Origin of the sequence: Citreicella sp. C3M06 (assembly GCF_018860705.1) — a bacterium.
Lineage (GTDB): Bacteria > Pseudomonadota > Alphaproteobacteria > Rhodobacterales > Rhodobacteraceae > Salipiger.
Genome location: NZ_JAHKQA010000075.1, coordinates 20,171 through 39,348, shown reverse-complemented (window position 1 = coordinate 39,348; position 19,178 = coordinate 20,171). Strand labels below are relative to the sequence as shown.

Genomic DNA, 19,178 nt, shown 5'->3' with positions numbered 1-19,178 from the left:
GAACGCAAAGCCCAGCAGGATATGTCATGACTCGTACCGCCCCCGTTCGCTCGCCCGTCTTCGACCAGCTCGCCGCCGCCGCCAAGGATCGCATCCTGATCCTTGACGGCGCGATGGGCACACAGATCCAGAAGCTCGGCCTTGCCGAGGGCGATTTTCAGGGCTGCGGCGGCGGCGCCTGCACCTGCCACCTGCCGCACGCCAGCGACAAGCCGCAGCAGGGCAACAATGACATCCTGAACCTCACCGCGCCCGACGTGATCGAGGACATCCATTACCGCTATGCCATGGTCGGCGCGGATATCGTGGAAACCAACACGTTTTCATCGACCACCATCGCGCAGGCCGATTACGACATGCAGGCGGCAGTGCATGATCTGAACGTCGAAGGCGCGCGGCTGGCACGCAAGGCAATGGACCGGGCCGAAGCGACCGATGGCCGCCACCGCTTTGTCGCGGGCGCGCTTGGGCCGACCAACCGCACCGCGTCGATTTCGCCCGATGTGAACAACCCCGGCTACCGCGCCGTCAGCTTCGACGATCTGCGCATCGCCTATGCCCAGCAGCTGCGCGGGCTGATCGAGGGCGGCATCGACATCGTGCTGATCGAAACGATCTTCGACACCCTCAATGCCAAGGCCGCGATCTTTGCCTGCGAGGAAGTGTTCGAAGAGACCGGCACCCGCCTGCCGGTGATGATCTCGGGCACCATCACCGACCTGTCGGGTCGCACGCTGTCGGGCCAGACCCCCACCGCCTTCTGGCATTCGGTGCGCCACGCCCAGCCGTGGACCGTGGGCCTGAACTGCGCGCTTGGCGCCGATGCGATGCGGCCTCACCTTGCCGAAATCGCGGGCGTCGCTGACACGCTGACCTGCGCCTACCCCAACGCTGGCCTGCCCAACGAGATGGGGGAATACGACCAGACCCCCGAGGAAATGGCCGCGCTGATCGAAGGTTTCGCCGCCGAGGGGCTGCTGAACGTGGTTGGCGGCTGCTGCGGGTCAACCTATGAGCACATCGCCGCTGTCGCCAAGGCGGTCGAGGGCCACAAGCCCCGCACCATCCCCGAGGCCCAACCGCTGATGAAACTTTCGGGGCTCGAACCCTATACGCTGACCAAGGACATTCCCTTCGTCAACGTGGGCGAGCGCACCAACGTCACCGGCTCGGCCAAGTTCCGCAAGCTGATCACCAATGCCGATTACGCCGCCGCACTGGATGTCGCCCGCGATCAGGTCGAGGCGGGCGCGCAGATCATCGACATCAACATGGACGAAGGCCTGATCGATTCCAAACAGGCGATGGTCGAATTTCTCAACCTGATCGCCGCCGAGCCGGACATCGCCCGCGTTCCGGTGATGATCGACAGCTCGAAATGGGAGATCATCGAGGCTGGCCTGAAATGCGTTCAGGGCAAGCCCGTGGTTAATTCCATCTCGATGAAGGAAGGCGAAGAGGCGTTCCTTGAGCAGGCCACGCTGTGCCGCCGCTACGGTGCTGCGGTCATCGTCATGGCGTTTGACGAAAAGGGACAGGCCGATACCGAGGATCGCAAGGTCGAAATCTGCACCCGCGCCTACAAGCTGCTGACCGAAAAGGTGGGGTTCCCGCCCGAAGACATCATCTTTGATCCCAACGTCTTTGCCGTGGCGACGGGCATCGAGGAACACAACAATTACGGCGTCGATTTCATCGAAGCCACCCGGCGCATCACCACCGATTGCCCGCATGTGCATATTTCGGGCGGCGTGTCGAACCTGTCGTTCAGCTTTCGCGGCAACGAGCCCGTGCGCGAGGCGATGCACGCAGTGTTCCTCTATCACGCCATCCAGAACGGCATGGACATGGGCATCGTCAACGCCGGACAGCTGGCGGTCTACGACCAGATCGACGCCGACCTGCGCGAGGCCTGCGAAGACGTGGTGCTGAACCGCACGCCCGAGGCCACCGAGAACATGCTCGAGATCGCCGAGCGTTACCGCGGCACCGGCGGCGCAAAACCGCGCGAAAAGGATATGTCGTGGCGCGAACTGCCGGTTGAGAAGCGGCTGGAACACGCGCTGGTAAACGGCATCACCGAATTCATCGAAGCCGACACCGAAGAGGCGCGCCTTGTCGCCGAGCGCCCGCTGCATGTCATCGAAGGGCCGCTGATGGCGGGGATGAACGTGGTTGGCGACCTGTTCGGCGCGGGCAAGATGTTCCTGCCGCAGGTGGTCAAATCCGCCCGCGTGATGAAACAGGCGGTCGCCGTCCTGCTGCCCTTCATGGAGGAAGAAAAGCGCCTGAACGGCGGCGAGGGTCGCGAAAGCGCTGGAAAGGTGCTGATGGCGACGGTGAAGGGCGATGTGCACGACATCGGCAAGAACATCGTCGGCGTCGTGCTGGCCTGCAACAATTACGAGATCATCGACCTGGGCGTCATGGTCTCCGCCGAAAAGATCCTCGCGACGGCCAAGGCCGAAGGCGTGGACATCATCGGCCTGTCCGGCCTGATCACCCCGTCGCTCGACGAGATGGTGCATGTGGCGTCGGAAATGGAACGCACCGGGCTTGATATCCCGCTGCTGATTGGCGGCGCGACCACCAGCCGTGTGCATACGGCGGTGAAGATTCACCCGCGCTATGGCAAGGGCCAGGCGGTCTATGTCACCGATGCCAGCCGCGCCGTGGGCGTGGTCAGTTCGCTGCTCTCTCCGACGCAAAAGCCGGAGTATGTGGCAAATATCCAAAGCGAATACACCGATGTTGCCGAAAAGCACGCCCGCGCCGAACTGGCGAAAAAGCGCATCAGCATCCAGCAGGCACGCGACAATGCGCTGAAGCTCGACTTTGGCAACCACGTCCCCGCGCCAAGCTTCCTCGGCAACCAGACGCTGCCCGACTGGGATCTGGCAGAGCTGGCGGAATACATCGACTGGACGCCGTTTTTCCAGACCTGGGAGATGAAGGGCGTCTACCCAAAGATCCTCGACGATCCCAAGCAGGGCGAAGCCGCCCGCGCCCTGTTCGCCGATGCAAAAGAGATGCTGGACCAGATCATCGCCGAGAAATGGTTCTCGCCCAAGGCCGTGGTCGGCTTCTGGCCCGCCAATGCGGTCGGTGATGACATCGCGCTTTACACCGACGAGACCCGCACCCAGCCGCTAGCGACCCTGCACACCCTGCGCCAGCAGACCGCAAAGCGCGAAGGCCGGCCCAACGTGGCGCTGTCCGATTTCGTCGCGCCAGAGGGCAAGCCCGACTACGTCGGCGGCTTTGTGGTGACCGCAGGCGCCGAAGAAGAGGCCATCGCGAAACGCTTCGAGGCGGCGCATGATGATTACCGCTCGATCATGGTCAAGGCGCTCGCCGACCGCTTTGCCGAGGCACTCGCCGAGCGCCTGCACGAAAAAGTCCGCAAGGAACTCTGGGGCTACGCAGCTGACGAGACCACCTCCACAGCCGATCTCATCGCCGAGAAATACGCAGGCATTCGCCCCGCCCCCGGCTACCCTGCCCAGCCCGATCACACCGAAAAGGATACCTTGTTCGCGCTGCTGGGGGCGACCGAGGCCACCGGCGTCGAGCTTACCGAGAGCTTTGCCATGTGGCCGGGCTCATCGGTCTCTGGCCTCTATATCGGACACCCGGACAGCTACTATTTCGGTGTGGCGCGCGTCGAACGGGACCAGGTCGAGGATTACGCCGCACGTAAGGGCATGACCACAGAGGACACCGAACGCTGGCTTGCCCCGATTCTCAATTACGTACCGGGCAATGCGGTGGCAGCAGAGTAAGGGGGCCAGCCCCCTCGGCCTTGCGGCCTCACCCCCGGAGTTTATCTAGCAAGATGAAGCGCAGGCGCCCGCCCCTTCATCTTGCCCTTAAACTCCGGGGGTTTGGGGGCTGGCCCCCAATGCGTTTCTGCGGCGGGGCGCGCCGTCAGTTCTTTTTGCCGAGGTGTTTCGTCAGCGCGCCTGCATTCTTTTCGCGACGGCCTTTGTAGGGATTCTTGTCAGACGCATCGCGCATATAAAGCCGGATCGGTGTGCCGGGCATGTCGAAGCTTTCACGCAGACCGTTCACCAGATAGCGCGCATAGCTCTCCGGCATCTTGTCCGGATGCGAGCATTTCACCACGAAGGCGGGCGGGCGCGTCTTCGCCTGCGTCATATAGCGCAGCTTGATGCGCTTGCCCTGCGGCGCGGGAGGCGGGTGCGAGGCCACCATGCCTTCGAGCCAGCGGTTCAACTGTCCGGTTGTCACGCGGGCGTTCCAGGTTTCCCACGCCTTGATGATCGCGGCGTTCAGCCGGTCGAGCCCGCGCCCGGTTTTGGCCGATACCGTGACAAGGGGCGCGCCGCGCAACTGCGGCAGCAGGCGGTCGAACGCTTCCTTCAGGGCCATCAGCTTTTCCTGCTTGTGCTCTTCGACGTCCCATTTGTTGACAGCGACCACCACGGCGCGCCCCTCCCGCTCGGCAAGGTCGGCGATCCGTAGATCCTGCTGTTCGAAGGGAATCGCCGCATCCAGAAGCACCACCACCACCTCGGCGAACTTGACGGCGCGCAGGCCGTCGGAGACCGAAAGCTTTTCCAGCTTTTCCTGCACTTTGGCCTTTTTGCGCATCCCCGCCGTGTCGAAGATGCGCATCGGCGTGCCCTGCCAGTCGATGCGCACCGAGATGGCATCGCGGGTAATCCCGGCTTCGGGGCCGACCAGCAGGCGGTCTTCGCCAAGGATCTTGTTGATCAGCGTCGATTTGCCCGCGTTCGGGCGGCCCACCACGGCGATCTGCATCGGGCGCGCATCGGTGATCTTCGGCAGCGGGCTGTCGGGATCGTCATCTTCCGAAAGCGCGACGTCGGTCTCCGGGGATTCGGCGGCGGCGCGCTCGGCGAATTGATCCGCCAGCGGCTGCAGCACGCCATAGAGGTCGGGCATCCCTTCGCCATGCTCAGCCGACAGGCGCAGCGGTTCACCCAGGCCCAGCCCATAGGCCTCGAGCACGCCAGCCTCGGCGGCAGAGCCTTCGGCCTTGTTGGCGGCGAGGATCACGTGCTTGGCCCGCTTGCGCAGGATCTCGGCAAAGATCTCGTCGGTCGGGGTCACCCCGGCGCGCGCGTCGATCAGGAACAGGCAGATATCGGCCATGTCGACGCCGCGTTCGGTCAGGCGACGCATCCGCCCCGGAAGGCTGTCGTCGGTGGCGTCTTCAAGCCCGGCCGTGTCGATCACGGTGAAGCGAAGATCGCCGAGCCGCCCTTCGCCCTCGCGCAGATCGCGCGTCACGCCGGGCTGGTCGTCGACCAGCGCCAGACGTTTGCCGACAAGGCGGTTGAAGAGCGTGGACTTGCCGACATTCGGGCGGCCCACGATGGCGAGAGAGAAGGACATGACAGGCACCCCGGATCACGGCATTGGATCACAAGCCGCCCCGATAGCGCATTTGCGCCCCCCGCGAAAGGGGGCGCTTTCGCAGGCTCAGCGATAGGCCAGCAACTGGCCCGTGGCGCTGACCACATAAAGCGTGCCGCCTGCGACCACAGGAGCGGTTGTAGCGCCCCCCGGAATGGGAATGGCCGAGAGCAGCGCACCATTGACCGGATCGAAGCTGCGCAGCAGCCCGTCGGATGAGGCGACGACCAGTCGTCCGCCCGCCATGATCGGGCCGTGATGCGCATAGGCCGAGTCGCGCTTGCGCTGCGGCTTGCGCACCGCGACATAGCCAGGAAGTTCCACCGCCCAGACCTGCTCGCCGCTGTTGGCATCCAGCCGCACGAGGCGGTTTTCATCCGAAACGAGGAACACCGAATCTGTCGTGGACCAGACCGGCCCCAGTGCGCCCAGCTTTGCCGTCCAGAGCCGCTCGCCGCTGTCGAGGTTGAAGCCGACCACCCGGCCCGAATGATTGCCGACAAAGACCTTGTTGCCAGAAATCACCGGCCCGCCGGTGATGTCGGTCACCGTGGCAAGGGCAGAGCCCTGCCGCGTGCCAACCACATCCGCCGACCAGCGCCGCAGCCCGCCCTGCCGGAACAGAGCCTGCACGCCGCCGCTGCCATAGGCAAAGATCACCAGATCGTCCGACACCGCAGGCGTCGGCGCGCCGGCAACGTTGTTGATGTCGCCAAGCCCGGTCGAATCCCAGCGGATGCGCCCGGTATCGGCCTCAATCGCCCAGCCCAGCTCGTCGCCCGAGGTCAGGTAGACCAGCCCGCCCGCCACACTCGGCGCGCCAGTGGCGGTGTTGCCAAGGCGCTGCGTCCAGATTTCGGCCCCAGAGGCTGCATCCAGCGCCGTCACCCGGCCAAAGCCCGAGGTCACGTAAAGCCGCCCGTTGTCATAGGCCAGCCCGCCGCCCTGCGCCTGATCAGCAGCGTCGCGAACCGGGATCATCGGTTTGCGCCAGGCGATCTGGCCGGAGGGTGTCACGGCGCTGACCACATGGCCTGCATCCATCACGAACACCCGCCCACCGCCGACCACCGGATCGACATTGAGCCGCGTGCGCTTGCCATCGCCGGTGCCGATGTTCACCGCAAAGGCCAGCGCGGGCGCGCGGCTCAGCGCCGCGTTGCCGGTGCGTGCAAAGGGCGACACCGGGGCCTGCGCCCAGTCGGCATTATTCACCGGGGCGGGCACCGCCACAGGGCGGGCGCTGTTCACCGGAGTCGCCGCATCCGGGGCGGCGGTGCGCAGCACTTCGCGGGTGCCATAGCGCTCGCCCCGCAGGATCGGCTCGGGTTCTTCGCAGGCGGCCAGCAGCGTCAGGCCGACCAGCCCCGCCGAAATCATCGTGATGCGCAAAAGACCTGCCCCCTGCCGTTCCTGCCTGCCCTGTGCCGGTTTTCCCGGCATTGGGCGCTCTGTCTGACCCGTCATCGGGCGCTCCGCCCAGCGTTAGCTGTCATCGGGCGTTCCGCCCCGTTTTATTCGTCATTGGGCGTTCCGCCCAAAGCCACAATCAACTGAGACGCGCGCTGGCGCAAGCCCGCGGTGATCTCGGAATCCTCAAGGATGCGCCGCAGCCGTTCCAGCGCAGCATCGGTGCTGCCGGCCTCGATGTCCAGCAGGGCAAGCTGCTCTTCGGCAAGCAGCCGCAAGGGCTTGCCGGGCACCGCAAGACCTTCGAGCCCGGCACGCCGGTCCTCAAGGCTCAGCGGACTGTCTTGCAGGGTCATCGCCTTCCATGTGGCGATTTCGCGGTAGATCTCCGGCAATTCGCCATCGACGGTCACTGATTCCAGCGCCTGCGCGGCGGTGTCCGGCGCGCCATCCTGCGCCGCATCCGCCGCCAGCAGCATGGCAACCACGGCGCGAGTCTGCGGCGTTGGCGCATCGATCGCCGACAGCTGCGCGACGCGGGCCTCGGGGGTCTCGGCGTCGAGCGCGCCGAGTACCTCGTCGCCCAGCGCCTGCGCCTGCACACGCTTCTGCGACTGGCTGTATTCGTGCCATGCCGCCCCGCCAACCAGCGCAAGCACTGCGACGATGCCGATCCAGCCGTAACGCTTCAACAGCGCATAAAGCTTGTCGCGGCGAACCTCTTCGGTCACCTCGTCGATGAAACTGTCCGGATTGCTCAAGGGCGGCCTCGCTCGGGTTGTTCGGCCTTTCCTTACAACCCGAGACCCGCCATGCCAAGGCCGCGCCCGCTTGATCGGTGTTACGGGCGCGGCTAACCTGAACCGGCTGGTTCAAATTCACGTCAAGACCTGTCGAGCGAATCCCCTTATCACGGAAACCGCGCCCAGTAAGACCGTCGAAAGCCCTTGCCCATGCGTCCTGTCTCGATCCTCACCGCGATTGTCGTCATCGCCGTTCTTTACGGGGTCGTGATGGAGCGCGACCGATTGCTGGGCTGGGCACGCGACATCGCCCCCGCTGAGCAGCCCGAGACCGCCGCCGCCCCTGCCCCCGCGCCCGAGGATGCCCCCGGCACCGTTGCGGTGATGGCGCTGCATTCGCAGGCGCAGGAAATCGACGATGCGGTGTTGCTGCGCGGCCAGACGCAGGCCTCGCGCGAGGTGCAGGTGGCGGCCGAGATCGCCGGGCGGGTGATTTCCGAGCCGATCCCCGGCGGCACAGAGGTGACGGCGGGCGATCTGCTGTGCCGGCTCGATCCGGGCACCACCGGCGTTTCGCTGATCGAAGCCGAGGCGGCGCTGGCCGAAGCGCGCGCGCAGCGCCCGCAGGTCGAGTCCCGCATCCCCGAAGCCGAAGCAGCCCTGCTGCAGGCACAGGCGCGGCTGGAAGAAGCGCAGATCAACCTGACCGCCGCCGAGAAACTATCGCAAAGCGGCTATTCCTCCAGAACGTCGCTGGCCGCGGCCCGTGCCACGCAGCGCGCAGCCGAGGCCGGGGTGCGCAGCGCCGAAGCCGGGATCAAGGCGGCGGCCTCGGGCATTGGCAGCCTTGAGGCGCAGATCGAAAGCGCCCGCGCTGCCGTGGCCCGCGCCAAGACCGATGTCGACAATCTCGACATCACCGCGCCTTTTGCCGGGGTGCTCGAGACCGACACCGCCGAGCTTGGCACCCTGATGTCGGTCGGCACCCGCTGCGCCACGGTGCTGCAACTGGATCCGATCAAGCTGGTCGGTTACGTGCCTGAAACCGATGTGTCCCGCGTCATGCCGGGCGCGCGCGCCGGGGCGCGGCTGGCGGGGGGCGAGACCATCACCGGCACCGTCACCCATGTCGCAAGCCGCGCCGACGAGACCACCCGCACCTTTCTGGTCGAGATCACCCTGCCCAACCCTGGCCACGCCATCCGCGCCGGGCAAACCGTCGAGATCGGCATCGAGGCCGCGGGCGCGCTGGCCCATCTGGTGCCGCAATCGGCCCTGACGCTGGACGATGACGGGCGGCTGGGCGTGCGCTCGGTCGCGGGCGACGGCACCGCGATGTTCCTGCCGGTCACCGTGCTGCGCGACACCCGCGCCGGGATCTGGCTGGGCGGACTGCCGCGCCGGGTCGACATCATCACCGTGGGTCAGGAATACGTCACCGACGGCGTGCCGGTCACGGCATCCTTCGAAAGCGTGCTGCCATGACCGGGCTTGTCGACTGGGCCGCGCAGCGGGCACGGATGGTCATGGCCTTCATCGTGCTGAGCATCGTGGCGGGGGCATGGGCCTATGCGACGCTGCCCAAGGAAGGCGAGCCGGATATCGAGATCCCGGCGCTGTTCATCTCTGTCCCCTTCCCCGGCATTTCCGCTGAAGACAGCGAAAAGCTGCTGGTCAAGCCGATGGAAACCGAATTGTCGGATCTCGACGGGCTCAAGACCCTGTCGGGCACTGCCGCCGAAGGCTACGCCGGGGTCGCGCTGGAATTCGAATTCGGCTGGGACAAGACGCAGATCATGGCCGATGTGCGCGATGCAATGACCACTGCCTCAGGAGATTTCCCCGACGGGGCCGAAAGCTACAGCATCAACGAGATCAACTTTTCGGAATTTCCCATCCTGATCATCTCGCTGACCGGCCCGGTGCCCGAGCGCACCATGGCGCAGGTGGCGCGCGATCTGCAGGACCGGGTCGAGGGGCTGGACTCGGTGCTCGAAGCCGGCATCGCCGGCAATCGCGACGAGATGGTCGAGGTGGTCATCGACCCGCTGCGGCTGGAATCCTACAACGTCACCGCGCCCGAGCTTGTCAACGTGGTGCAGAACAACAACATGCTGGTGGCGGCGGGCGAGGTGACCAGCGACACCGGCAGCTTTTCGGTCAAAATCCCGTCGAGCTTTGACGAGCCGCGCGACATCTACGACCTGCCGGTCAAGGTCAATGGTGACCGGGTGGTGACGCTGGGCGATCTGGCCAGCATCGCGCTGACCTTCGAGGACCGCACCGGCACGGCGCGGTTCAACGGCAACAACACGGTCGCCTTGCAGGTGGTCAAGCGCAAGGGGTTCAACCTGATCGACACCTCGGCGGCGGTGCGCGCAGTGGTCGCGCAGGCGCAGGCCGACTGGCCCCCCGAGCTGCGCGCCGCCGTCACCGTCGCGGCCAGCAACGATCAAAGCCGCATCGTCGATTCGATGGTCAAGCAGCTGGAAGGGGCGGTGCTGACGGCGATTGCGCTGGTGATGATCGTGGTGCTGGCGGCGCTGGGAACGCGGGCGGCTCTGCTGGTGGGCTTTGCCATCCCGACGTCGTTCCTGCTGTGTTTCCTGCTGCTGATGGCGATGGGCATCACCGTGTCGAACATCGTGATGTTCGGGCTGATCCTTGCGGTGGGGATGCTGGTGGACGGGGCCATCGTGGTGGTCGAATACGCCGACAAGCGCATCGCGCAGGGCACCGGCCCGATGCACGCCTATGTCGAGGCCGCCAAGCGGATGTTCTGGCCGGTGGTGTCCTCTACCGCGACAACGCTCTGCGCCTTCCTGCCGATGCTGTTCTGGCCGGGCATTGCGGGGCAGTTCATGGGCATGCTGCCAGTCACGCTGATCTTTGTTCTGTCGGCGTCGCTGATCGTGGCGCTGATCTACCTGCCGGTGATGGGGGGCGTTTCGGGGCGGTTTTCGCGCGGGCTGCATGGCAAGGGCGAGGCGCTGCGCCGTGCCCTGCCGCAGTGGTGGATGCGCGCAGCGCTGGTGCCGGTGGCCCTGCTGGGCATGGTCCTTGGCGCGCTGATGGTGCTGAACCCGTCGTTCCTGTATACCGTACCGGGCGATCTTGGCTGGCAGCGCTGGCTGCCCGGCATCGGGCTGTTTCTGGCGTTTTCCGTCATGGCCTCGATCACCATGGACGCAGCGCGCATCGAACACCGCCGCAAGCGCATCAAGGGCAGCTATCGCCGCACGCCGTTTGGCCGTGTCATCGCGCTGGTGGCGGGCAATCCGGTTATGCCTCTGGTGACCATCGGGGCGGTGGTCTTTTTCGTCATTTCGGTCTTCGGCTATTATGGCGAGAACAACAATGGCACGGAATTCTTTACCGAATCCGAACCCGAGCAGGCCATCGTCTATGTGCGCGCGCGCGGCAACCTGTCGCTGCAGGAAAAGGATGCGCTGGTGCGCCGGGCCGAGGATATCGTACTGGCCCATCCCGGCGTCGCCACCGCCTTTGCCTTTGCCGGCGATGGCGGGCTGTCATCGAACACCGGCGGTGCGCAGCCGCCCAAGGACACCATCGGCCAGATCCAGATCGAGATCGTGCCATGGGAAGACCGCCGCGATCGCCCCGAGCTGGACGGCGATCTTGTGCTGGCCGAGCTGACGCAGGCGCTGCAATCGATCCCCGGCATCCAGATCGAGATCCTCGATGTCGCGATGGGCCCCGCCTCGGCCAAACCGGTGCATCTGCGGATCAAATCCGACGACTGGCAGGCGCTACTGGACGCGACCGCCACCGCCCGTGCCAAGTTTGACTCGTTGCCCGGCCTGCGCCTGATCGAAGACACCCGCCCCCTGCCCGGCATCGACTGGCAGATCGACGTCGATGTCGAAAAGGCCGGGCGCTACGGCGCCGATGTCGCCACCGTGGGCGCGATGGTGCAGCTGGTGACGCGCGGGCTGATGCTGGACACCATGCGCGTCGACAGCTCGGACGAGGAAATCGACATCCGCGTGCGCCTGCCCGAAGACGACCGGGTGCTGTCGACCCTCGATACGCTCAAGGTGCGCACCTCGGGCGGGCTGGTGCCGCTGTCGAATTTCATCACCCGCCAGCCGGTGAACAAGCTGGCCGAGATCAACCGGGTCGACCAGAAGCGCCATTTCGACATCAAGGCGGGGGTTGTCGAAGGGCTGGTGGCCTTCCATCACGAGGGCGAGATCACCGGCTATGGCCGCGAGGAGACCTCGGGCACCGTCACGCTCAGGGGCACCCGCTATGCGCTGGTGCAAGGCACCGCCCCGGACGGGGCGCAGGCCATCCCCGTCACCCCGGCCGAGCGGATCGCGGCGCTGACCGACTGGCTGAACGCCACCCCCCTGCCCGCTGGCATCAGCTGGGAATGGACCGGCGATCAGGAGGAAGAGGCCGAGAGTCAGGCCTTTCTCGGGCAGGCGTTCTCGGCCGCGCTGGCGCTGATGTTCATCATCCTGCTGGCGCAGTTCAACAGCTTTTACAACGCGGTGCTGGTGCTGCTGGCGGTGGTGCTGTCCACGGCGGGCGTGTTCCTTGGCATGATCGTGCTCGACCAGACCTTCAGCATCATCATGTCGGGCACCGGGGTGGTGGCGCTGGCGGGGATCGTGGTGAACAACAACATCGTGCTGATCGACACGTTTCAGGATTATTCCCGCTACATGCCCCGGATCGAGGCGATCATCCGCACCGCCGAAGACCGCATCCGCCCGGTTTTGCTGACCACCATCACCACCATCGCCGGGCTGTTTCCGATGATGATTGGGCTGAGCCTCGATTTCTTCGGCGGCGGCTATACCGTCGACAGCCCGACATCGCTGTGGTGGAAACCGCTGGCTTCGGCGGTGGTGTTCGGCCTTGCGGTGGCGACGGTGCTGACGCTGGTCTTCACCCCCGCGATGCTGGCGCTGCGGATCTGGGCGACGACCTATCTGCACTGGATCGCGCGGGCGCTGGCGGCGCTGTCGCTGGGCGCGGGCAGCCGGGCGGCGCGCGACTGGGCGCTGATGCGCGCGGCGCGGCGGATCAAGGCGCCAACCATCCTGTGGGAAGACATGCCCGACGCCGCCCCGCATGCGGATGCTCCAACGCTGAAGGTCGCGGAATAGCGCCGGGAAAACTGGCAGCGCCGCCAATCGGTGGCCAGAACCTGCTTAATTTCTGGTCATTTCGCCGAAGCGTGGCAATATGGCCGCGCAAGCCTACCTGTGCCCTGCCCAATCACGATAGACGGCCCCAAGAATGATCTCGTTTCGCGAACCTGCCTATTTCGTCGCTCTTCTGATCATGCTGGGCTGGCTTTTGCACATCGGCAAACCGGTGCTGCTGCCGATCATGATTGCGCTGATCGCGCTGTATATCCTGTCGAACCTGACCACCCGTCTGGGCGAGGTACCGGGCTTTGGCCTGTTGCCCGCCTTGCTGCGCCGGGTGCTGGTGCTGCTGTCCTTCACCGCGCTGGTGGTGCTGGTCAGCTTCTACGTCGTCGAGACCTTTGCGCAGGTTGCCGTGGTACTGCCGAGCTACGAGAGCAATCTAGATCGTGTGGCCACCCGCCTTGCCAGAATGGTCCGCATCGAAGACGAGCCGACATGGGCCAACATCCGCGCGCTGACCTTTGATCAGTTCGAGGTTGGCGCCATCATCGGCCCGGTGCTTGCCTCGCTGCGCGGCTTTAGCAGCACGGTGTTTCTGGTGATCCTCTACGCCTTCTTCTTCATGGCCGAACGGGCAGGTATGCCCGACAAACTGCGCCTCGCGCTTGGCGACAGCCGCAAAGAGGCCAAGACGGTCGATCTGTTCGACCGCATCAACACCCGCGTCGGCGACTATCTTGCGGTCAAGACGGTGGTGAACATCATCCTCGGCGTTCTGTCCTACGGGGTGATGCTGCCGCTGGGCATCGACTTTGCGCTGTTCTGGGCGATCCTGATCGCGCTGCTGAATTACATCCCCTACATCGGCTCGATGATCGGGGTGCTGTTTCCGGTGCTGCTGAGCCTTGCGCAGACCGGTTCGATCGGCATGGCGGGCACGGTGATGGTGGCGCTGACTGCGGCGCAGATGTTTGTCGCCGGATTTCTTGAACCGCGCATGATGAGCCGGGCCTTCAACCTGTCGCCGTTTGTGGTGCTGCTGGCGCTGGCCTTCTGGTCGTCGCTCTGGGGGCTGGCAGGGGCGGTGCTGGCGGTGCCGCTGACCGCCTCGCTGATCATCGTCATGGCCGAGATCGAAACCACGCGCCCGGTGGCGATCCTGCTGTCGGCCTCGGGCAAGGTCTGATCACCGCGCCGCACGGTTTCGTCAGATCCATGTGATGTCACGGATAAACACGGTTGCGTTGACGCTCTTATGTTTGGGCATCGCGGCAAATATTGTTTGCGCGCTTACATTCATTTTGCTGGAAAGTTCGACGTCAATGATACCCAACCTGCCCCTGAGAAACCTGCTCATCGCCGGGCTCGCCGGTGAGCTCGCCTTTGAAGCCTACGCATGGCTGATCTCGCCCCTGCTGTTTGGCGTGGCCCTTGCGCCCGCCAACCTGATCGTCGCGCTGACCAAGCTGGGCTTCGGGCTTGAGATCCCCTACGCCGCCGGCTTCGCGGTACATTTCACCATCGGCGCGCTCGGATTCTCGGCCTTCGTCTGGCTGACGCATCTTGTGACCCGCACCCGGCTGGTGCTGTCTGGCGCGATTGCGGGCTTTGTACTGTGGTTCGTGGCGCAGGGCATTCTGGCACCCGTGGTCGGGCGCAGCTTCATGATGGGGTTCGGCCCCTACACGCAATCCTCGCTCATCGGACATGTCGGCATGTCGATGCTGATCGGTTTCGTGCTGCTGAAGCTGACCGCCGCGAAACCCTTGGTGGGCAATCGCGCCTCTGTGCTGGAGTGACGGCACGTAGCCAGAACGCAAAACGCCCCCGCATTGTCTTGCGGGGGCGTCTTTGTTCAGGCTGATCAGTTCGGGATCAGGTCTGGAATGATCGTCACGATCCCCGGTGCGAACCACAGCAGCGCCAGCCCTGCCACCTGTATCAGCACGAACGGAATGACGCCCCGATAGATATGCCCGGTGGTCACCGCCGCTGGCGCCACCCCGCGCAGGTAGAACAGCGCAAAGCCGAAGGGCGGGGTCAGGAACGAGGTTTGCAGGTTCACCGCGATCATGATCGTCACCCATTTGGGATCAAACGAGCCGCCATAGATCACCGGGCCGACGATTGGCACCACGATGTAGATGATCTCGAGGAAATCCAGCACAAAGCCCAGCACGAAGAGCACCAGCATCACCACGAGGAAAACCTTGTGCTCGTTGTCGAAGCTTTGCAGGAACTGCTGGATATAGTGTTCCCCCCCGAAGGAGATCACCACGAGGTTCAGCAGCTGCGACGCCACAAGGATGGTGAACACCATCGATGTCACCTTGGCGGTCTCGCGCACCGCCGGTGTCAGCACCCCGGCCTTGAACAGCACCCAGCAGGCAAAGAGCAGCCCGAACAGCGCATAGAGATAGGCGATCTGCGCCACCACGAAGGCCGCCCAGTTCTCGAATCCCGCGCCCTCGGTGGTCACCCGCAGGTCAAAGTTGACCCCGACGAGGATCATCACCACCACCGCCAGCGTCGACCACAGGATGATCTTGGGCGATTGTTCCTGCTCGCCCAGCTTGCGATAGGCGGCAAGCATGATGGCCCCGGCCGCGCCCAGCGCCGCGGCGGGCGTCGGGTTGGTGATCCCGCCAAGGATCGAGCCCAGCACCGCCACGATCAGCACCAGCGGCGGGAACACCACGCGGATCAGATCGTTGGTCGCCATGCGCTTGGCTGCGAAGGCGCAGCCGTAAAGCATGATCGCCCATGGCACTGCCATCAGTACCACCGTCATCCCCGCCGAGGTCGTCGGCCCGATGAACAGGATGTCGACGATCAGCCCCAGAACGATGCCAAGCGCGCCGATATACAACGGCACCGGGTCCGACATCGGAGAGGTCGCCCGCCCCCATGCCAGCACGATGCCGAAGAACACGGCGATGATCGCGATGCCGGTGCCGATGGGCGCGGCATTGTCGATCTTGGCCTGAAGCGCCACGGCCATTTCTTCGGCGTCCAGCTTGTGCCCAGCATCGACACCGCCTGCGGCGTCGATCTCGGCCTGCTGGGCCACGGCGGCATCCCATGCCGACTGGCCGTGCAGGTCGATCATCGCCGCCTTGCACTGCTCGCCAACGTTGGTGCGCAGCGATGCGTTCTGGCCGCTGTCCGAAAAGCTCGACACCACGGTCGACTGGCTGCCGACCATGTTGACCTGCCCAAAACCGATCATCGCGACGATCAGCAGCAGCGGCACACCAAGATACCAGGTAAAGGCCTCGCCGCGGGTGACAGGCTCGCCGACCGCGCCTTCGGACATCACCGGCGGCGCCTTGTGCGGGTTGAGCATGGCGTAGCCAAAGGCATAGGCCGCATACAGCACCGCCAGTAGGATCCCCGGCAGCAGCGCCGCCTGAAACAGCGTGCCGACCGACACCACGGCAGGCTTGCCAAGGTAGGTCAGCGCGTCGGTGCAGCCCAGCGACTGCGCGCGGGCCTCTTGCGCGGTGGAATACAGATCCCCCGCCAGCGTGCCCAGCAGAACGATGACGATCGACGGCGGGATGATCTGCCCAAGCGTCCCCGAAGCCGCGATGACCCCGGTCGCCAGTTCCGGCGAATAATTGTTGCGCAACATGGTCGGCAGGGCGAGCAGCCCCATGGTGACCACGGTCGCCCCGACGATCCCGGTCGAGGCGGCGAGGAACGCACCCACCACCACGATCGACACGGCCAGACCACCCGGCAGCGGGCCAAACACCCGCGCCATGGTCTTGAGCAGGTCATCGGCGATCTTCGAGCGTTCAAGCACGATGCCCATCATCACGAACATCAGCACGGCCAGCAGCGTTTCGATGCTGGCCCCGGCGATGACCCGTTCGTTCACCCGGTTGACGATGAAGGCAAGGTTGCGGTCCATTGCCGTTTCCCAGCCCTGCGGGAACAGATGTTCGGCAAAGCGTGGCAGATCCGGGTAGCGGAACGTGGAAATCGTGTCTTCCTTGACCCCGCTGGCCACCAGATCGCGATACGCTTGCGAGCCGCTGTCGATGGCCTGATGCACCAGCAGCCCCGCGCTATCGAGCGCGGCGATGATGGCAAAGGAAATCACCCCGGCGCCGCCGATGGCGAACGCCACCGGAAACCCCGAGAGAATGGCGGCAAAAAGCGTGAGAAAGACGATGATCAGGCCAATCTCGACGCCATCGAGTCCGAAAAGCATATGCGTGGTCCCTCTCAGAATTCCGCGTGATCGTAGGCTTCTTCGCCCGTTTCGATCTGGTCGTGGTCGTGATAGCGGCCTTCGGATTCAGGCCCTTCGCGCAGCTCCATCAGCGAGCGCCAGAAGAAGGTGATGCCTTGCAGGAAAATGAAGGCGCACATCAGCACGATCAGGATCTTGAACAGGAAGTAGGCGGAAAAGCCGTTGGGGCTGAAGGCGATGGTCTCGACGTTCCAGCGCAGCGCCCGGGATTTGTTGAGCAACCGCTCGAGGCTTTCCGACGCCGACGGGTTCGGCACGATCAGGTGGCGCCACAGGAAGAACCACGAATACAGCCACATCAGCACCGCCATCGGCACCATGAAGATCAGGCTACCGACCATGTCGATGATCTTTTTGGTGCGGTAGCTGACCGGCGAATACAGCAGATCGACGCGCACATGCCCGCCCTGCACAAACGTATAGGCAAGGCACAGCGCCACGACGATGGCGTTGTACAGTTTCAACTCTTCGGACCACCAGCTGACATCGAAAGTGATCGGCAGGCCAAAACCGAACGACAGGTCAGGCCGGGCAAAGATGCGCTGCACAAAGATGATGACCACCTGTTGCAGCACCATCAGCAGGCCCGCCCACGCGGCGATGCGCCCGACGGAGTTGTGAAGCGCCTCGAGGCCGCGCACCATCCCCCACATGACACTTCCGCGCCACAGCCCGATGGCGGTGAGCACAAGAAAGGTCGTGAAGACGATGAAGAACAGTTCGGTAGACGCGCCGTAATAGACAAAGCGCATGATGGCCTGCTTGTCCGACCAGTCCAGCCAGCTGGCGGGATGGGTCAGCGCATAGCCGAGATTCCAGAATGACATGGCAATATTGCCAAAGAACCAGGCCAGGCCATCCAGTATCGCACTGAGCGCCCCGCCCGAGGCAGCCTCTTCCATGACCCTACCCCCGTATGCTGTGGTGTTCCCCGGCCGGCGTTCGCGGCGCGCGGCCATCGTTCAAAAGCGTTGCGCCCCCGCGCAGGGCGGGGGCGCTGATCCGGGCCTTGCCCCGATCAGATACCCATCACGCGGTTACGCTGCGTGGTGAAGGTGCCTTCGGACCGTGCGATCCACTGCGCCGACGATTTCAGCGAGTCCATGTAGCTGGCGTGACAGCGGGCATAAAGCTCGTCGCCCATCGGCTCTTCGGCCACTTCTGTCGCCGCCGCGCCAAAGGCATCCCAGACGCTGTCGGGGAACTCCATCAGCTTGACGCCGCCAGCCTGAAGCCGCTGCAGCGCTGCCGAGTTGTTGGCCATGAACAGCGACATCGACCAGATATTCGCCGCGCGGGTCACCTGATTGATGATTTCCTGCTGGCCCGAGGTCAGGCTCTCGTAGGTATCAAGGTTCATCGTCAGGTTCAGGTTCGGCCCCGGCTCGTGGAAACCGCCGGTGTAGTAGATCTTGGTGATCTCTTGGAAACCGGCCTTTTCATCGGCCCACGGGCCGATCCACTCGGTGCCGTCGATCGCGCCCGACGACAGCGCCTGATAGACTTCTGCGCCCGGCAGGTTCTGCACCGATGCGCCGAGCTTGCCGAGCACCTGACCACCCTGCCCCGGCATCCGGAACTTGAGGCCCTGAAAATCCTCGGGGCTGTTGATCTCTTTGGAGAACCAACCGCCCGACTGCGGGCCGGTGTTGCCCGCCGGGAACGCCTTGAGGCCGAAGATGCTGTAAAGCTCTTCGGACAGCTCTGCGCCGCCCTCGTGATAGATCCAGTTGGCATATTCCATGAAGGTCATGCCGAAGGGGATCTGGCTGAAGAAGCTGATCGCCGGGTGCTGGCCAAGGAAATAGTAATCCACGCCGTGGTACATGTCGGCCTGACCGGCAGACACCGCGTCGAACACCTCGAACGCGCCGACAAGCTCACCGGCGGCCTTGAGATCGACGGTCAGCTGGCCATCGGTGGCGGCGGTGATCTGGTCAGCGCAATATTGCGCGCTGTCGTGAACCCCGGCGAGGCCACGACCCCATGTGGTCACAAGGGTCAAGGTCCGCTTGCCCTGCGCATAGGCCGGGGCCGCAAGCGTAGACGCAGCAGCAGCAGCAGCGCCACCAGCAGTGGTGGCCCTCAGAAATGAACGGCGATCCATGTATGTCCTCCCGAATTGACGTGCGGGTCCGGCTCCTCCCGAGGCCCGCGCGGATCGTTGTCGTGCCGGCCACATTACGAAGGCCCGGCCCGCTAGAAAATACCCACTGCTACGGAGTTGCGCAGAAA

At 64.6% G+C, this 19,178-nt stretch carries 11 protein-coding genes; 5 read left to right on the top strand and 6 right to left on the bottom strand.

The features are described from left to right. Window positions 1-26: 26 nt before the first annotated feature. Window positions 27-3,782, top strand: coding sequence for a methionine synthase (metH, locus tag KO516_RS17750; protein WP_216005129.1), 3,756 nt, complete (start codon window positions 27-29; stop codon window positions 3,780-3,782). Between the two features lie 145 nt (window positions 3,783-3,927). On the opposite strand, the gene der is transcribed toward metH, so the two are convergent. The 3 genes from der to KO516_RS17735 form a co-directional block, all read right to left on the bottom strand. Then, on the bottom strand, window positions 3,928-5,382 hold the full coding sequence (gene der / locus KO516_RS17745; RefSeq protein ID WP_216005128.1) for a ribosome biogenesis GTPase Der: 1,455 nt from the start codon (window positions 5,380-5,382) through the stop codon (window positions 3,928-3,930). A gap of 87 nt (window positions 5,383-5,469) precedes the next feature. Beyond that, window positions 5,470-6,795, bottom strand: a complete 1,326-nt coding sequence (locus KO516_RS17740; protein WP_216005172.1) for a PQQ-like beta-propeller repeat protein — start codon at window positions 6,793-6,795, stop codon at window positions 5,470-5,472. Between the two features lie 122 nt (window positions 6,796-6,917). Next, a complete protein-coding gene (locus KO516_RS17735) occupies window positions 6,918-7,574 on the bottom strand; it encodes a tetratricopeptide repeat protein (protein ID WP_216005127.1) in 657 nt (218 codons plus the stop codon). A gap of 192 nt (window positions 7,575-7,766) precedes the next feature. On the opposite strand from KO516_RS17735, the gene KO516_RS17730 reads away from it, so the two are divergent. From KO516_RS17730 to KO516_RS17715, 4 genes are all read left to right on the top strand, one after another. Further along, entirely contained in the window at window positions 7,767-9,041 is a 1,275-nt protein-coding gene (locus KO516_RS17730) for an efflux RND transporter periplasmic adaptor subunit (protein ID WP_216005126.1), read from the top strand. Beyond that, window positions 9,038-12,694 (top strand): efflux RND transporter permease subunit, encoded by a 3,657-nt coding sequence (locus KO516_RS17725; protein WP_216005125.1) that lies wholly within the window; start codon window positions 9,038-9,040, stop codon window positions 12,692-12,694. The genes KO516_RS17730 and KO516_RS17725 overlap by 4 nt, the downstream gene beginning before the upstream one ends. A 133-nt stretch (window positions 12,695-12,827) precedes the next feature. After that, window positions 12,828-13,868, top strand: coding sequence for an AI-2E family transporter (locus KO516_RS17720; RefSeq protein WP_216005124.1), 1,041 nt, complete (start codon window positions 12,828-12,830; stop codon window positions 13,866-13,868). 136 nt (window positions 13,869-14,004) lie between these two features. Next, window positions 14,005-14,481 (top strand): hypothetical protein, encoded by a 477-nt coding sequence (locus KO516_RS17715; RefSeq protein ID WP_216005123.1) that lies wholly within the window; start codon window positions 14,005-14,007, stop codon window positions 14,479-14,481. Window positions 14,482-14,546: 65 nt separating this feature from the next. Here the strand turns inward: KO516_RS17715 and KO516_RS17710 are convergent, their stop codons facing one another. The 3 genes from KO516_RS17710 to KO516_RS17700 all read right to left on the bottom strand — a co-directional run bounded on the left by KO516_RS17710 (window position 14,547) and on the right by KO516_RS17700 (window position 19,050). Continuing rightward, window positions 14,547-16,901: a TRAP transporter large permease subunit gene (locus tag KO516_RS17710; protein WP_216005122.1), complete on the bottom strand. Its 2,355-nt coding sequence runs from the start codon at window positions 16,899-16,901 to the stop codon at window positions 14,547-14,549. A 14-nt stretch (window positions 16,902-16,915) separates the two neighbouring features. Then, window positions 16,916-17,845: a TRAP transporter small permease subunit gene (locus KO516_RS17705; RefSeq protein WP_216005121.1), complete on the bottom strand. Its 930-nt coding sequence runs from the start codon at window positions 17,843-17,845 to the stop codon at window positions 16,916-16,918. A gap of 116 nt (window positions 17,846-17,961) precedes the next feature. Next, on the bottom strand, window positions 17,962-19,050 hold the full coding sequence (locus KO516_RS17700; protein WP_216005120.1) for a TRAP transporter substrate-binding protein: 1,089 nt from the start codon (window positions 19,048-19,050) through the stop codon (window positions 17,962-17,964). Window positions 19,051-19,178 lie beyond the last annotated feature (128 nt).

Bases quoted from the DNA above. Each gene is read 5' to 3' on its own strand.
- KO516_RS17725 (WP_216005125.1), top strand. From the start codon at position 9,038: ATGACCGGGCTTGTCGACTGGGCCGCGCAGCGGGCACGGATGGTCATG.
- der (WP_216005128.1), bottom strand. From the start codon at position 5,382: ATGTCCTTCTCTCTCGCCATCGTGGGCCGCCCGAATGTCGGCAAGTCC.
- KO516_RS17720 (WP_216005124.1), top strand. From the start codon at position 12,828: ATGATCTCGTTTCGCGAACCTGCCTATTTCGTCGCTCTTCTGATCATG.
- KO516_RS17730 (WP_216005126.1), top strand. From the start codon at position 7,767: ATGCGTCCTGTCTCGATCCTCACCGCGATTGTCGTCATCGCCGTTCTT.
- metH (WP_216005129.1), top strand. From the start codon at position 27: ATGACTCGTACCGCCCCCGTTCGCTCGCCCGTCTTCGACCAGCTCGCC.
- KO516_RS17705 (WP_216005121.1), bottom strand. From the start codon at position 17,845: ATGGAAGAGGCTGCCTCGGGCGGGGCGCTCAGTGCGATACTGGATGGC.
- KO516_RS17710 (WP_216005122.1), bottom strand. From the start codon at position 16,901: ATGCTTTTCGGACTCGATGGCGTCGAGATTGGCCTGATCATCGTCTTT.
- KO516_RS17700 (WP_216005120.1), bottom strand. From the start codon at position 19,050: ATGGATCGCCGTTCATTTCTGAGGGCCACCACTGCTGGTGGCGCTGCT.
- KO516_RS17715 (WP_216005123.1), top strand. From the start codon at position 14,005: ATGATACCCAACCTGCCCCTGAGAAACCTGCTCATCGCCGGGCTCGCC.